Here is a 15,589-nt window from a genome sequence, read left to right on the forward strand (position 1 = left end):
CTGCAACCTTGCGGTTGCAGGCGGTTGTTCAATTGCCCGGTGAGCGCATATTGGCTTCGGCGGCCTGGGCCAGGTCCGGTGGCAGGAAGTCCTTGTCCGGGTTGTAGTCAGGCTTCAGATAGCGCGACAGTGCTTCGAGATCCCCCGGGTTCAAGGTGCCCGCAGCCTGCTTGAGCCGCAGGTTGTCGAGGATGTAGTCATAGCGCGAATTGTTGTAATCGCGCACCGAGGTATAGAGCTGGCGCTGGGCATCGAGCACGTCGACGATGTTGCGCGTGCCTACCTGATAACCGATTTCTGTGGCTTCCAGCGCACTCTGGTTGGAGATGATCGACTGTTTGCGCGCTTGTACCTGCTCGACATCGGTATTGACCGCGCGGTGCAGGTTGCGGGTGTTTTCGACCACCTGGCGGCGCATCGATTCACGCTGCTGTTCGGTCTGGTTCAAGCGCGAATAGGATTCGCGCACTTGCGAGCTGGTCAGGCCGCCGCTGTAGATCGGGATGTTGAGCTGCAAGCCGATGCTGCGTTGCGACACATCCCCGCTGTAGCGCTGCTGCAGCGCATTCGGGTTGCTCAGGCCAAAACCGTCGTTGTCGCCGGTTTTGTATTGCGCTACCGCATCCAGGGTCGGCGCGTGACCGGCCTTGCGCTGCTTGAGGGTTTCTTCGGCAGCTGCCACCGCGAAGTTGCTGGCCAGCAGATTGAGGTTTTGCTGGGCTGCGGTATCGACCCAGGCCTTGGCGTCATTTGGCGTCGGCGGCAGGATCGGCAGGGTGTGGCGCATGCCTTCAATCGAGTTGTACTGGCGGTTGGTCAGGGTGATCAAGGCTTCAAACGCATCCGCCACCTGGCGCTGTGCCAGGAGCCGGTTGGCCCGTGCCGTGTCATAGCTGGCCTGGGATTGCAGCACGTCGGTCTTGTCCGACAGGCCCACGTCAAAGCGCTCGCGCGATTGATCCAGCTGGCGCTTGAACGCGGCTTCTTCAGCCTTGGTCGAGGCCAGCGTGTCCTGGGCGCGCAGTACCGAGAAGTACGACTCGGCGGTTTGCAGGATCAGGTTCTGCTCGGTGGCCGACAGTTGCAGGGCAGCCTGTTCGTTGACCGATTCGGCGGCTTTTAACTGGAACCAGCGGTCAGCGCGAAAAATCGGCTGCGCCAGTGTGGCCTGATACACCACGGCACTGCGGGTGGTGGTCAGCGATGGCTGGTCAATGGAAGTGCGCACGTTGCTCGACTCGGCCCCCCCCGACAGGTTGGGCAGCAAGCCGGCACGGGCCTGGGGTACGACTTCCTTGCGGGCATCGTAATCGGCGCGGGCAGCTGCCAGATCGGCGTTGTTGTCGACCGCTTCGTGGTAGACGCTGACCAGCCCGTTCTGACTGGATAGCGGGGCTTGTGTATCCAGCGCCATTGCGTTGGTCGCCCAGGACACGGCGATAGCCAGTGAAAGTTTGCGCAGCATGAGCGATCCCTAGTTCAATAATGCGAAAAATAAAGGCCCGAGGCCGTGTTCCGACGCTCGTGGTTTCAAGACGTAGCGAGTGTAGTGGTGGTGGCATCTTGCAACAATGCCGTTATAGCGCCTTTCATCACGAGGTTCATATCGGGTTGGCGTTCTGCGTCACTCTTCAATAGACTGGCCGGGTTCTTGTCGGGGTGCCTTGCTATGAGGCTGAGATCGAATAATTTCGGATCCCGTTGAACCTGATCAGGTTAACGCCTGCGTAGGGAACAAGATTTCTCGTCTCCCGGCGAGTCCTCTTGAGTGCCGTCCGGGATCGATTGTTCAATAAATGATCAATCGTTCGAGGTCGCCACTCAGCATCCAGTCCTTGGGTGCATCCGTGCTTTTTTCAGGTTCTACCTCCGACAATCCGCCTGGATGCAGTCTGGAGAGCCGTGATGAGTACAAAACCAAAAAACGCGATCAATCTCAGTGATTCGGCCAAGGTCGATGAACAATCGGTCAAGCCGTTTACCCGATCACAAAAAGTCTACGTACAGGGCTCGCGCCCGGACATTCTGGTGCCGATGCGTGAAGTCAGCCTGGATGTCACGCCCACTGATTTTGGCGGCGAAATCAACGCGCCGGTATTGATCTACGACACCTCGGGCCCGTATACCGATCCGTCTGTGCAGATCGACGTGCGCAAAGGCCTGGGCGACGTGCGCTCGGCGTGGATCGATGACCGTGGCGACACTGAACGCCTGGCGGGCCTGAGCTCCAATTTCGGGCAGATGCGTCTCGACGATGCAGAACTGACCAAGCTGCGTTTTGCCCACGTGAAAAATCCGCGTCGGGCCAGGGCCGGGGCCAACGTCAGCCAGATGCACTATGCGCGTCGGGGCATCATTACCGCCGAGATGGAATACGTCGCCATCCGCGAAAACATGAAGTTGCAAGAAGCCCGGGCTGCCGGTCTGCTGGATCAGCAGCACCCGGGCCACAGTTTTGGCGCCAGCATCCCGAAAGAAATCACTGCCGAATTCGTGCGCGAAGAGATCGCCCGCGGGCGCGCCATCATCCCGGCCAACATTAACCACGTTGAGCTGGAACCGATGATTATCGGGCGTAATTTCCTGGTGAAAATCAACGGCAACATCGGCAACAGTGCGCTGGGCTCCTCCATTGAAGAAGAAGTAGCCAAGCTGACCTGGGGCATTCGCTGGGGTTCGGACACGGTCATGGACCTGTCCACCGGCAAACATATTCACGAAACCCGCGAGTGGATCATCCGCAACTCGCCGGTGCCGATCGGTACCGTGCCGATTTATCAGGCGCTGGAGAAGGTCAACGGCGCGGCCGAAGACCTGACCTGGGAGTTGTTCCGCGACACCCTGATCGAACAGGCCGAGCAGGGCGTCGACTACTTCACCATTCACGCCGGCGTGTTGTTGCGCTATGTGCCGTTGACCGCCAAGCGCGTGACCGGGATTGTCTCGCGCGGTGGTTCGATCATGGCTAAGTGGTGCCTGGCGCACCACAAAGAAAACTTCCTCTATACCCACTTCGACGAAATCTGCGAAATCATGAAGGCCTACGACGTCAGCTTCTCGCTGGGCGATGGCCTGCGTCCGGGCTCGATCGCCGACGCCAACGATGCAGCACAGTTCGGTGAGCTGGAAACCCTCGGTGAACTGACCAAAATCGCCTGGAAACACGACGTGCAGTGCATGATCGAAGGGCCGGGCCACGTGCCGATGCAACTGATCAAGGAGAACATGGACAAGCAGCTGGAGTGCTGTGACGAGGCGCCGTTCTACACTCTGGGCCCGCTGACCACCGATATTGCGCCGGGTTACGACCACATCACTTCGGGCATCGGCGCAGCCATGATCGGCTGGTTCGGTTGCGCCATGCTTTGTTACGTCACACCCAAGGAACACCTGGGGTTGCCGAACAAGGATGACGTGAAGACCGGGATCATCACTTATAAGATCGCGGCCCACGCTGCCGACCTGGCCAAGGGTCATCCGGGGGCGCAAATCCGCGACAACGCCTTGAGCAAGGCGCGCTTTGAATTCCGTTGGGAGGACCAGTTCAACCTTGGTCTGGACCCGGACACGGCCCGTTCTTACCACGACGAAACCCTGCCCAAGGATTCGGCCAAGGTCGCGCATTTCTGTTCCATGTGCGGGCCAAAATTCTGCTCGATGAAAATCACCCAGGAAGTGCGCATCTACGCCGCCAATCAGCGCATTGAAACGGTGGATGCAGAAGTCGCCCAGGGCCTGGCGGAGCAGGCCGAGCGCTTCAAGCAGGAAGGCAGCCAGCTGTACAAAAAAGTCTGATCTAAACCCCGAGTCGCCGGCAAGCCGGCTCCCACAATGATTGCGCCGATATTGTGCGAGCCGGTTTGCCGGCGATTGCGAGCGTAAAAAACCAACGTCCCTTCGAGATTCATTCCTTGAACACACCCAGCACCTATTCCCCTGACATTGCGGTACCCGGTGACAAGCGCGTGTTCGGCGCCCGTGATCTGTTCTCCCTGTGGTTCTCCCTCGGCATTGGCCTGATGGTGTTGCAGACCGGCGCGTTACTGGCGCCGGGCCTGGGTCTTTCAGGGTCATTGCTGGCGATTTTCCTCGGCACCCTGGTGGGCGTGGCCCTGCTGGCTTCGGTAGGTGTGATCGGCAGCGATACCGGACTGTCCTCCATGGCTGCCCTCAAACTCAGCCTCGGCACCCGGGGTGCCATGCTCCCGGCCATGCTCAACGTGTTGCAACTGATCGGCTGGGGCTCGTTTGAAATCATCGTGATGCGCGATGCCGCAAGCTTGCTGGGCGCCCGCGCTTTCGGCGAAGGCAGCCTGTTGACCAGCCCGATGCTGTGGACCCTGTTATTTGGTGCCCTGGCCACCTTGCTCGCGGTTAGCGGACCGCTGACCTTTGTGCGCAAGGTGCTGCGTAAGTGGGGCATCTGGCTGCTGCTGGCGGCGTGTCTGTGGCTGACCTGGAACCTGTTCGCCAAAGCTGATCTGCCTGCCCTGTGGGCGCAAAAGGGTGACGGGTCGCTGCCGTTCGCACTGGGCTTTGACATTGCCATCGCCATGCCGCTGTCGTGGCTGCCGTTGATCGCCGACTATTCGCGCTTTGGCAAGCGCGCCAGAAATGTGTTCGGCGGCACCGCGCTGGGCTTTTTTATTGGCAACTTCTGGTTGATGAGTCTGGGGGTGGCCTACACGCTGGCGTTCGCCCCGAGTGGCGAAGTCAATGCGTTGCTATTGGCGCTGGCGGGTGCGGGGCTGGGGATTCCGTTGTTGCTGATCTTGCTCGACGAGTCCGAAAACGCCTTTGCCGACATTCATTCGGCGGCAGTCTCCGGCGGGATTTTGTCGCAGGTCAAAGTTGAGCATCTGGCGCTGACCATTGGTGTGATCTGCACCCTGATCGCCTGTTTCGCGCCGTTGGCGCAGTACCAGAACTTCTTGCTGCTGATCGGCTCGGTGTTCGCGCCGCTGTTTGGCGTGGTGCTGGTGGATCACTTCATTTTGCGCAAACGCAGTGCCCGGGTTTCGGTCTCATTATTCCGCTGGTCGACATTGCTGGCCTGGGGCGGCGGGGTGCTGACCTATCATCTGCTGGCGAATCTGTTTGCGGATGTGGGGGCGACCTTACCGGCCTTGTTGCTGGCCGGGCTGCTGCAGTGGGTGCTGGGACGTAACAGAGTCTGAAGCAGCAAGCTGCAAGCCATAAGCTTGCAGCTTGCGAGCAAGCTAGCTAGCTCCTGCAGTGGACGGGGTTTAGCCGCGAGCCGGGAACCACTCAGGCTTCAGAATGCCGTTCAGGCGCGAGTAGGGGATCTTCAACTCGACATGCCCTTCGGAGTACGGCGCAATGCTGTACACGTCGTACTTGAGGACGACGTTGTCCTTGAGCAGTGCCACGTTCGGCGTTGTCTGGAACGGCCAGTTCTTCACGTATTCCGGGTCGTTGCCGAAATGGCTGCTGATCAGCCAGTTGTTGTGCGCCACTTTGGCGGCGCCCCAAAAGGCTTGCTCCTGTCCCGGCAGCAGCATGTCCTGCAGGGTGACTTCCTTCTGCTGTTTGGTGGAGTAGTTGATAAAGCCGCGTCCCGGCATGCCATGGGCGCCGCCGGTGTCCAGATAACTGGACAGTTCAACTATCACCAGACCGTCATGCTGCTCGCGTACTTTTGCCTGCAAGTAGGTGCTGTTGCGGCTGTCCGCGGTGCGCAAGAACTGCTCGCGGTAGGCATTGAGCGAAGGCGCCAGTTTTGCATCGGGCGAATCCACAGTCATTTTCAACAAGCGGTTTTCGATCAGGGCATCGAGTTTCGGGGCGTCTGCAAAGTGCGCGGTCTCGATGTTTACCAGTGGGCACTCATCGCCGCTGCATCCGGCCTTGACTTGCTCGGAAGCGTCCACAGTAAAGGCCAGCGGTTTTGGCGCGGACGGCTGGAATACGCTCTGGCAGGCACCCAGGGTCAGGGCGATACAAGTCATGGAGGCAAATTTCAAAAGCGACATGGTCGTCCTTCATCAACGAAAGAAAGGTGGAATTATGGTGGTTCGACTGCCAACAAGGGAGTCGGTTCGCCACTAAGCTCAACAGTGTCAATTAGAGAGGGTTTGCAGGCGATCCGTCTATCCCCGCGTCATAAAAGGGGCTGCATCCTTGACCGCAGGCGCGTTAGGATGCCCGATGCCGTGGGGCAACCCCGGAGAAATTCGCCAGCAGAGGTTTTCCATGACTGATATCACCAAGGCTACGCCAAGCGCCACAGAGATCATAAAACGCGAAGAGTGTTTTAAGGGTTTCTACCAGCTTGACCGCGTACACCTGCGCCATGAATTGTTTGCTGGCGGCATGAGCCCTGAGATCAGTCGCGAAGTATTTGTCCGGCACGATGCCGTGTGTGTGCTGCCCTATGATCCGCAGCGCGATGAAGTGGTGCTGATCGAGCAGTTCCGGGTCGGGGCCATGGGCAAGGCCGAGACTCCCTGGCTGATAGAACTGGTCGCCGGGCTCATCGACAAGGCCGAAGTGCCTGAAGAAGTCGCCCATCGCGAAGGTGAAGAAGAAGCGGGGCTGAAGTTCTCGTCTTTGTGGCCGATCACCCGTTACTTTCCGTCCCCGGGCGGCAGTACCGAGTTTGTGCATTTGTATCTGGGCCGTTGCAGCTCCGAAGGGGTTGGCGGATTGCACGGGCTGGAAGAAGAAGCTGAAGATATTCGAGTAACGGTCTGGGCCTATGAAGATGCCTTGCAAGCCGTACGCGATGGCCGTATTTCCAATGCAGCGAGCATTATTGCCCTGCAATGGCTGGCGCTTAACCGCGCTGAAGTGAGGGGGTTATGGTTGTAATTGCGCGTCGTGAACGATACCGGGTCGACCTGATTGGCTTGCAGGCTGCCTGCGAAGCCAACTACGCACGTTTGATGCGGTTGCTGCCCGATATGCGTGAGCAACCGGTTGCACGGCGGATCGCCGTGACCCAGGGTGACCAGATGCTCGGGGTGCTGACCCTTGAGGTGATTCAGGACTGCCCCTACACCAGCACGTTGCGGGTACGGCAGGAACACAGCCTGCCGTGGCTGCCGGTACCCGAACTGCAGGTTCAGGTGTACCACGATGCGCGCATGGCTGAGGTGATTGCGGCCGAGCATGCGCGGCGTTTTCGCAGTATTTACCCGTACCCCAACGTGGCCATGCACCAGCCCGACGAGAAAGCCCAGCTCAATATATTTTTGGGTGAGTGGCTGAGCCATTGTCTGGCATGCGGGCATGAATACGCGGAAGTCCGTTAGACGTACTAATTTGTAGAAGCGGGCTGGCTCGCGATCTTTGCCCTACGACAGCTGGCGAGCAAGCGCGCTCCTGCCACACAACCCTTTCTCCCGGGAGATTCACCTTGCCGAGTGTATCCACGCTGACCACCGAAGACCCGGTGCTGCTGGTGCAGTTGACCGACAGCCATTTGTTTGCCGATGCCGAGGGTTCACTGCTGGGGCTCAGGACCGCAGACAGCCTGCAGCAGGTCATCGATCTGGTTCGCGGCGAACAGCCGCAGGTCGATTTACTGTTGGGCACCGGTGATCTGGCCCAGGACGGCAGCATTGCGGCTTACCAGCGTTTTCGGCAATTGACCGGGTCGCTGTGCGCCAAAGCGTGCTGGATTCCCGGCAATCATGACAATCTGCCCCATATGCGCGAAGCGGCCGTGCAAAGCCGTTTGCTGGACCCGGTGGTTGATCTGGGCAATTGGCGCATCACATTGCTGCATTCGAACGTGGAGCAAAAGAGCCAGGGTTATCTGCAAGACAGTCAGCTGCAGTTGCTGGCGCAATCCTTGAGCGAAGCGCCGGACCGTCATCATCTGATCTGCCTGCACCACCATCCGGTGCCGGTGGGCTGTGAATGGATTGAACCGATCGGGCTGTGCAACGCCGGTGAGTTCTGGAAGGTCGTCGATCGTTATCCACAGGTCCGTGGCGTACTTTGGGGGCACGTGCATCAGGCGTTCGATCAGCAGCGCAACGGCGTCAGGTTGCTGGCCTCACCCTCGACCTGCATCCAGTTCGCCCCCGGCAGCGCGGATTTCAAGGTCAGCAGTGAGGCGCCGGGTTATCGCTGGTTGCGCCTGCAGCCTGATGGCACTTTGCAAACCGGGGTGTCACGCGTCACTGACTTCGTCTTTGAACCCGATTACAGCGCCAACAATTACTGAGTTGCCCCTGAGTCAGGCTAAACTGCGCGTCTTTATTGATGTTGTGTTCAGCCTTATCTGTACTCGGGAGTGATTGCATGTCCGGTTCCATCTTGTATATCCATGGCTTCAACAGTGCCCCTGAGTCCAAAAAGGCCACGCAGTTGATCTCGGTAATGCAAGGCATGGGCCTTGGCGATCAGCTCCGGGTGCCGGCCTTGCATCATCACCCCCGTGAAGCGATGGCGCAGTTGACCGCGGCAATCAGCGAGATGGACCGTCCGTTGCTGGTCGGCAGCTCACTCGGCGGCTACTATGCGACCTGGTTGGCCGAACAGCATGGCCTCAAGGCACTACTGGTCAACCCGGCCGTCAGCCCGCATCGGATGTTCGACGGTTATCTGGGCACCCAAACCAATCTTTACAGTGGCGAAACCTGGGAGCTGACCCTGGATCATGTGCAGGCCCTGGCCGAGCTTGAAGTGGCGGCACCCCAGGACCCGCAGCGGTATCAGGTGTGGCTGCAAACAGGCGATGAAACCCTGGACTACCGTAATGCTGAAAAGTACTACAAGGCGTGTGTCTTGCGGATTGAGGCCGGTGGCGATCACAGTTACCAGGGGTTCGCGCAGCAACTGCCCGCGCTGCTGAATTTTGCCGGGATTGGCGCCCAACAGTATCAAACCATCGATTTTGCGGCCCTTTAAGGCGCCCGTCGAATGGCCCTTATTTTTCATTTACGACTAACGACGAGACCCTATGGCCACTCCCAGCGCTAGCTCTTATAACGCCGACGCCATCGAAGTCCTCTCGGGCCTCGACCCGGTGCGCAAACGTCCCGGCATGTACACCGATACCAGCCGGCCCAACCACCTGGCCCAGGAAGTCATCGATAACAGTGTCGACGAAGCCCTGGCCGGTCACGCCAAATCGGTGCAGGTCATTCTGCACGCCGATCACTCGCTTGAAGTCAGTGATGACGGGCGCGGCATGCCGGTGGACATTCACCCCGAAGAAGGGGTGTCAGGGGTCGAGCTGATCCTCACCAAGCTCCATGCCGGCGGCAAGTTTTCCAACAAGAACTACCAGTTCTCCGGCGGCCTGCACGGCGTGGGGATTTCGGTGGTCAACGCGCTGTCGACCCTGGTGCGGGTCAAGGTCAAGCGTGACGGCAACGAGTACCAGATGACCTTTGCCGATGGCTACAAAGCCACCGACCTGGAAGTTGTCGGCACTGTCGGCAAGCGCAATACCGGTACCAGCGTGTTCTTTGCGCCGGACCCTAAATACTTCGATTCACCCAAGTTTTCGGTCAGCCGTCTCAAGCACGTGCTCAAGGCCAAGGCCGTATTGTGCCCGGGGCTGCTGGTCAGTTTCGAGGACAAGGGCACCGGCGAAAAGATCGAGTGGCACTACGAAGACGGCCTGCGCTCCTATCTGGTGGATGCGGTCAGCGAATTCGAGCGCCTGCCTGACGAGCCGTTCTGTGGCAGCCTGGCGGGCAATAAAGAAGCCATCGACTGGGCGCTGTTGTGGCTGCCCGAAGGCGGCGACAGTGTTCAGGAAAGCTACGTCAACCTGATCCCGACGGCCCAGGGCGGGACCCACGTCAACGGACTGCGCCAGGGCTTGCTCGATGCCATGCGCGAGTTCTGTGAATTCCGCAGCCTGCTGCCCCGTGGCGTCAAGCTGGCCCCCGAAGATGTGTGGGAACGCATTGCGTTCGTGCTGTCGATGAAAATGCAGGAACCGCAATTCTCGGGCCAGACCAAAGAGCGTCTGTCGTCCCGTGAGGCGGCCGCTTTCGTCTCGGGTGTGATCAAGGACTCCTTCAGTCTGTGGCTCAATGCCAACCCCGAGTTGGGCATGCAGCTGGCAGAACTGGCAATCAACAACGCCGGGCGCAGGCTCAAGGCCAGTAAAAAGGTCGAGCGCAAACGCATCACCCAGGGGCCGGCCCTGCCGGGCAAGCTTGCGGACTGTGCCGGGCAGGACCCGATGCGCTCCGAGCTGTTTCTGGTGGAGGGTGACTCCGCCGGCGGTTCAGCCAAGCAGGCCCGGGACAAAGAGTTCCAGGCCATCCTGCCGTTGCGCGGCAAGATCCTTAACACCTGGGAAGTCGACGGCAGCGAAGTGCTGGCCAGCCAGGAAGTGCACAACATCGCGGTAGCCATCGGGGTTGATCCGGGCGCGGCCGACATCAGCCAGCTGCGCTACGGCAAGATCTGCATCCTCGCCGACGCCGACTCGGACGGTCTGCACATTGCCACCTTGCTCTGTGCATTGTTCGTGCAGCACTTCCGCCCGCTGGTGGATGCCGGTCACGTGTATGTGGCCATGCCGCCGCTGTACCGGATCGACCTGGGCAAAGAGATTTTCTACGCCCTGGACGAAGCCGAGCGTGATGGCATCATCGACCGTCTGGTGGCCGAGAAGAAGCGTGGCAAACCGCAGGTCACGCGATTCAAAGGTCTGGGTGAAATGAACCCGCCGCAGCTGCGTGAAACCACCATGGACCCGAACACCCGGCGTCTGGTGCAGCTGACGCTTGAAGATTACGCCGCCACGTCGGAAATGATGGACATGCTGCTGGCGAAAAAACGCGCCGGTGACCGCAAGTCCTGGCTCGAATCCAAAGGCAACCTGGCGCAGGTGCTGGCCTGATGCGCAGTGCCTTGATGGCGTTGCTTTGTGTGACTGCAGCACCGGTAATGGCCGATACCTGGCCGGAGCTGGTGCTGCAGTCCGAGCATCCCGTAGAAGGCATGCGCGGCGCCAACCTGTCCGGGCTGGCGCTGTGTCTGGGTGAGCTGTGGGCGGTGTCTGATCGCGATGATGATCAGATTTACCGCCTGGATCAGCACTCTCCCGAATGGCACGCCGAGGCACTGCATATTGATGTCCCCCCGCCCCCTGAAAGCGGCTTGCCGTGGGGCGTGCGCATGATGAGCAAGGCTGTCAGCCCGTTGCGTGGTGGTGAACTGGATTTCGAAGGCATCAGTTGCGACGAGGCGGGCAACCGCTTCGTGGTCAGCGAGACCCACGCCGCGGTGCTGCAAATTCCGCAGACGGGCGCGCCGGCATGGTTGAAAATCGATCCGTCACTGGTCCGTCAGGCGCGCGCCAGCGGCATGCTGCTGCATTTCAATGCGCTGTTTGAAGGTATCGCCGTCAACCCGCAGGGCAACCAGATCTGGCTGGCGGCCGAGCGCGAGCGCCGCGGTTTGCTGACCATCGGCAAAAAACAGAGCGTGTGGGACTGCGAAGGCGGTTGCGTGTTGATGAGTGAGGGTGGCCTCGAGTCGGCCCCACCTCAACTCAAGGTCAAGGCACAACAAAAGGACTTCGCCGACCTGGCGCTGTTCGAGGGCAAGCTGTTCACCCTCGAACGCATGGCCTATCGCATTTGTCGTCGCACCCCGGGCACGGGCGACGTTGAGCGCTGCTGGTCATTTGCCGATGATGGGTTGATCGCTCCCCGGCGTTACAACAGCGCCTATGGCAATGCCGAGGCCCTGAGTGTGGATGCCGAAGGCGCCTGGATCGGTGTGGACAACGGCAATCACGTGCGCGCCGATGGCGAGAAGCGTCCCGTGGTCTGGCGCTTCGCGGCACCGCAAGGTGGCTGGAGTGCCGCATCATGAGCCAGCAACCGCCGGGCAAGGGTGTGGGCCGGGTCTTCATGATTGTGGCCTGGTGCGCGGGGCTGTATCTGGCGACGCAATTTTTCGGGCGCTGGGAACAGCGTCAGGAAAACCCCAATACTGAGGTCGCCTCGCTGCAGGGCGCGGGCTACATCGAAGTCAAACTGCTCGCCAATTCCCAGGGCCACTTCGTCGCCAGCGGCCGTATCAACAACGTGCCGGTGGAATTTTTACTGGATACCGGGGCCACCGATGTCGCGGTCCCGCTGGAGCTGGCCAGGCAGTTGGCATTGCCCAGGGGCATGGCCGTGACCCTGAATACCGCCAATGGCCGTACCCAGGGCTATCAGACCCGCATCGACCGCCTGCAACTGGGCGCCATTGTGCTGCGCGACGTACGCGCGGTGGCGGCTCCCGGGCTTGAAGGCGAACAAGTGCTATTGGGCATGAGTGCGCTGAAAAAACTTGAATTTACCCAGCGCGGCGGCACCATGCTGCTGCGCCAGACAACGAACTGAATGAGGTCCGCATGAGCGATTCCCTTGATCTCAGCCTGGACGGCGTAGAACGCCGGTCACTGGCCGACTTCACCGAACAGGCCTACCTCAACTACTCCATGTACGTAATCATGGACCGGGCCCTGCCGCATATCGGCGACGGCCTCAAGCCTGTACAGCGGCGCATTATCTACGCCATGAGCGAGTTGGGGCTGGACGCAGATTCCAAGCACAAGAAATCGGCGCGTACCGTCGGTGACGTACTCGGCAAGTTTCACCCCCACGGTGATTCGGCGTGCTACGAAGCCATGGTGCTGATGGCGCAGCCATTCAGCTATCGCTACACCCTGGTCGACGGGCAAGGTAACTGGGGTGCGCCGGATGATCCCAAGTCATTCGCCGCCATGCGTTACACCGAAGCCCGCCTGTCGCGTTACTCCGAAGTGCTGCTCAGCGAACTGGGCCAGGGCACGGCGGACTGGGTCCCGAACTTTGACGGCACCCTCGACGAACCTGCGGTGTTACCGGCCCGTTTGCCGAACATCCTGCTCAATGGCACCACCGGCATTGCCGTGGGCATGGCCACTGACGTGCCGCCGCACAACCTGCGTGAAGTCGCGACCGCCTGTGTGCGGCTGCTCGACGAGCCCAAGGCCACGATAGAGCAACTGTGCGAACACATTCAGGGCCCGGACTACCCGACCGAAGCCGAAATCATCACCCCCCGTGCCGATCTGCTGAAGATCTACCAGACCGGTCGTGGTTCGGTGCGCATGCGGGCGGTGTACCACATCGAAGATGGCGACATCGTGGTCACGGCATTGCCGCACCAGGTATCGGGCGCCAAGGTGCTGGAGCAGATCGCTGCGCTGATGCAGGCCAAGCCGACCAAGCTGGCGATGGTTACTGACTTGCGCGACGAATCGGACCACGAAAACCCGTGCCGCATCGTGATCATTCCGCGCAACAACAAGGTCGATCTCGACGAATTGATGCAGCATCTGTTTGCTGTGACCGATCTTGAGTCCACTTTTCGCGTCAACATCAACATCATCGGCCTGGACGGCAAGCCGCAGCTGAAAAATCTGCGGGCCCTGCTGGTGGAGTGGCTGGAGTTCCGGGTTCACACGGTGCGCCGCCGCTTGCAGTTCCGCCTTGATAAAGTCGAGCGCCGTCTGCACCTGTTGGACGGTTTGCTCACTGCTTATCTGAACCTCGACGAAGTGATTCATATCATTCGTACCGAGGAACATCCCAAGGCCGAGCTGATTGCGCGCTTTGCCCTGAGCGAAACCCAGGCCGACTACATCCTCGACACGCGCCTGCGCCAATTGGCCCGCCTCGAAGAGATGAAGCTGCGCACCGAGCAAGATGCGTTGCGCAAAGAGCAGGCCAAGCTGCAAACCTTGCTCGGCAGCGAAGCCAAGCTGAAAAAACTGGTACGCAGCGAATTGCTGGCTGACGCCGAAACCTATGGCGATGACCGTCGCTCGCCGATTGTGTCCCGCGCTGAAGCCAAAGCCTTGTCGGAAAACGAACTGGTGCCCACTGAAGCGGTCACGGTGGTTCTGTCCGAAAAAGGCTGGGTACGTTGCGGTAAAGGTCACGACCTGGATGCGACCGGGCTGTCCTATAAAGCAGGGGACGGCTATAAAACCGCTGCTGCCGGACGCTCCAACCAGTTCGCGGTATTTATTGACTCCACCGGGCGCAGTTACTCGGTGCCCGCCCACACGTTGCCGTCGGCACGTGGCCAGGGCGAGCCGTTGACCGGCCGCCTCACGCCGCCACCGGGTGCGACTTTCGAGTGCGTGTTGTTGCCCGAAGACGACTCGCTGTACGTGATTGCCTCCGATGCCGGTTACGGGTTTGTGGTCAAGGGTGAAGACCTGCAGGCCAAGAACAAGGCCGGCAAGGCGTTGCTCAGCCTGCCCAAAGGCGCGCAAGTGATGCTGCCGCGACCTGTGGCGGATCGCGAGCACAATTGGCTGGCGGCCGTTACCACCGAAGGCCGGCTGCTGATATTCAAAGTCAGCGACCTGCCGCAACTGGGTAAAGGCAAGGGCAACAAGATTATCGGCATTCCCGGTGATCGCGTGGCCAATCGCGAAGAGTACGTGACGGACATCGCTGTGCTGCCGGACAACGCCACATTGGTGCTGCAGGCCGGCAAACGCACCCTGTCACTCAAGGCCGATGACCTGGAACATTACAAAGGCGAACGGGGTCGGCGCGGGAACAAATTGCCGCGAGGCTTCCAGCGTGTGGATGCTTTGCTGGTAGAAGTGCCCAATTAAGCCCGTTTAGTGCGTCCGATCTGCGATTTATCGCGTAGATCGGCGCAACGGCGCTGGAGTCACGCCGTATATTCGCGGATGATATGCGCCTCTTACGACATAGCGCGTATGATTTTTCCTGGAAATCTTCAGAATCACACTGCGGCGCGCCAAACGGCGGCCACCTGGATGGAATGATGAACGTTCTACGTCTTCCTTTAATTGCGCTACTGACCGGTGTGCTCGGCCTGGCGGGGTGCAGCACGCACCAGCCAGCGGCTTTGTACCAACTGGACAGTGGCACCCCCGGCCAGCCCAAGCAAAGTGCGGGCATGGCTGTGGTACTTGGCCCGGTGACTGTGGCCGATTACCTGCAACGCGAAACGTTGCTGCAACGTCAGCCGGATGGCAGCCTGAGTGCGGCCACCGATGGTCGTTGGGCCGGCAGCCTATCGTCAGACATCGATCAGTTGCTGCTGCGTCAGGTGGCCTGGCGTCTGGACAGTCAGCGAGTAGTGCTGGCACCGGCCCCTTCGGGCTTCAGTCCGGACGTGCAAGTGCTGCTGTCGATCACCCGCCTGGATTCCGGAGAGAGCCAGCCGGCAATTCTCGACGCGCAATGGCGCTTGATCGACCGGCGCGGCCAGGTACGGGACAACCGCATGGTTCATCTGGAACAGCAGCACGACGGCAGCACGGCCGCTCAGGTCAAGGCTCAGGGCGAGTTGTTGCAACAGTTGAGCAAACAATTGGCGGCGGCCCTGGAACCGCTGGCCAACCAGCCGCCGCTGGTTGAGTTGCGCAAGCCCGAAGCCAGGCCGGCCCCCAAGCAAACGGAGAAGCCGAGAATTCCGATGGCTTCACCGATACGCACGGACATGGAAGTGTTCCGCTTCTGAGTCAGTTCACACAATAAAAAACGCCGCTTGCCCAGCACTGGGAAAGCGGCGTTTTTTATTGCCCGGCCTTTGCAGGAGCCGGCTTGCTAGCGAGCTGTTT

The 15,589-nt window shown here is 60.1% G+C and carries 13 protein-coding genes and 1 riboswitch; of the genes, 11 read left to right on the forward strand and 2 right to left on the reverse strand.

Going from position 1 to position 15,589, the window contains the following annotated elements; translation table 11 throughout:
* Positions 1-28: 28 nt before the first annotated feature.
* On the reverse strand, positions 29-1,465 hold the full coding sequence (locus EQV90_RS01485; protein WP_003438959.1) for a TolC family outer membrane protein: 1,437 nt from the start codon (positions 1,463-1,465) through the stop codon (positions 29-31).
* 180 nt (positions 1,466-1,645) lie between these two features.
* Positions 1,646-1,751: riboswitch (TPP riboswitch) on the forward strand.
* Between the two features lie 154 nt (positions 1,752-1,905).
* On the opposite strand from EQV90_RS01485, the gene thiC reads away from it, so the two are divergent.
* Both thiC and cytX read left to right on the forward strand, forming a co-directional pair.
* Positions 1,906-3,795, forward strand: coding sequence for a phosphomethylpyrimidine synthase ThiC (gene thiC, locus EQV90_RS01490; RefSeq protein WP_010656259.1), 1,890 nt, complete (start codon positions 1,906-1,908; stop codon positions 3,793-3,795).
* A gap of 116 nt (positions 3,796-3,911) precedes the next feature.
* Positions 3,912-5,177 carry a putative hydroxymethylpyrimidine transporter CytX gene (gene cytX / locus EQV90_RS01495; protein WP_037001306.1) on the forward strand — a complete coding sequence of 422 codons (1,266 nt, stop codon included), beginning with the start codon at positions 3,912-3,914 and terminating at the stop codon, positions 5,175-5,177.
* A gap of 69 nt (positions 5,178-5,246) precedes the next feature.
* On the opposite strand, the gene EQV90_RS01500 is transcribed toward cytX, so the two are convergent.
* A complete protein-coding gene (locus EQV90_RS01500; protein WP_003438965.1) occupies positions 5,247-5,993 on the reverse strand; it encodes an RsiV family protein in 747 nt (248 codons plus the stop codon).
* 220 nt (positions 5,994-6,213) lie between these two features.
* On the opposite strand from EQV90_RS01500, the gene EQV90_RS01505 reads away from it, so the two are divergent.
* From EQV90_RS01505 to EQV90_RS01545, 9 genes are all read left to right on the forward strand, one after another.
* A complete protein-coding gene (locus EQV90_RS01505; RefSeq protein ID WP_003438967.1) occupies positions 6,214-6,831 on the forward strand; it encodes an NUDIX domain-containing protein in 618 nt (205 codons plus the stop codon).
* Complete coding sequence (locus EQV90_RS01510; RefSeq protein WP_003438969.1) at positions 6,822-7,274, forward strand: DUF1249 domain-containing protein; 453 nt, start codon at positions 6,822-6,824, stop codon at positions 7,272-7,274. The genes EQV90_RS01505 and EQV90_RS01510 overlap by 10 nt, the downstream gene beginning before the upstream one ends.
* A gap of 104 nt (positions 7,275-7,378) precedes the next feature.
* Positions 7,379-8,194, forward strand: a complete 816-nt coding sequence (gene cpdA / locus EQV90_RS01515; RefSeq protein ID WP_240877665.1) for a 3',5'-cyclic-AMP phosphodiesterase — start codon at positions 7,379-7,381, stop codon at positions 8,192-8,194.
* Between the two features lie 77 nt (positions 8,195-8,271).
* The gene (locus EQV90_RS01520; protein ID WP_160626293.1) at positions 8,272-8,880 is read left to right on the forward strand and encodes a YqiA/YcfP family alpha/beta fold hydrolase; all 609 of its coding nucleotides are present in this window, start codon (positions 8,272-8,274) and stop codon (positions 8,878-8,880) included.
* Positions 8,881-8,932: 52 nt separating this feature from the next.
* Entirely contained in the window at positions 8,933-10,837 is a 1,905-nt protein-coding gene (parE, locus tag EQV90_RS01525) for a DNA topoisomerase IV subunit B (RefSeq protein WP_010656257.1), read from the forward strand.
* Positions 10,838-10,851: 14 nt separating this feature from the next.
* Complete coding sequence (locus EQV90_RS01530) at positions 10,852-11,817, forward strand: esterase-like activity of phytase family protein (protein WP_232286850.1); 966 nt, start codon at positions 10,852-10,854, stop codon at positions 11,815-11,817.
* Positions 11,814-12,335, forward strand: a complete 522-nt coding sequence (locus tag EQV90_RS01535) for a TIGR02281 family clan AA aspartic protease (protein WP_160626291.1) — start codon at positions 11,814-11,816, stop codon at positions 12,333-12,335. The genes EQV90_RS01530 and EQV90_RS01535 overlap by 4 nt, the downstream gene beginning before the upstream one ends.
* Before the next feature lie 11 nt (positions 12,336-12,346).
* A complete protein-coding gene (gene parC, locus EQV90_RS01540; RefSeq protein ID WP_003438977.1) occupies positions 12,347-14,611 on the forward strand; it encodes a DNA topoisomerase IV subunit A in 2,265 nt (754 codons plus the stop codon).
* 173 nt (positions 14,612-14,784) lie between these two features.
* Entirely contained in the window at positions 14,785-15,489 is a 705-nt protein-coding gene (locus tag EQV90_RS01545; RefSeq protein WP_003438979.1) for an ABC-type transport auxiliary lipoprotein family protein, read from the forward strand.
* Positions 15,490-15,589 lie beyond the last annotated feature (100 nt).

Origin of the sequence: Pseudomonas sp. TMW22089, from assembly GCF_022496645.1 — a bacterium.
Lineage (GTDB): Bacteria > Pseudomonadota > Gammaproteobacteria > Pseudomonadales > Pseudomonadaceae > Aquipseudomonas > Aquipseudomonas paraversuta.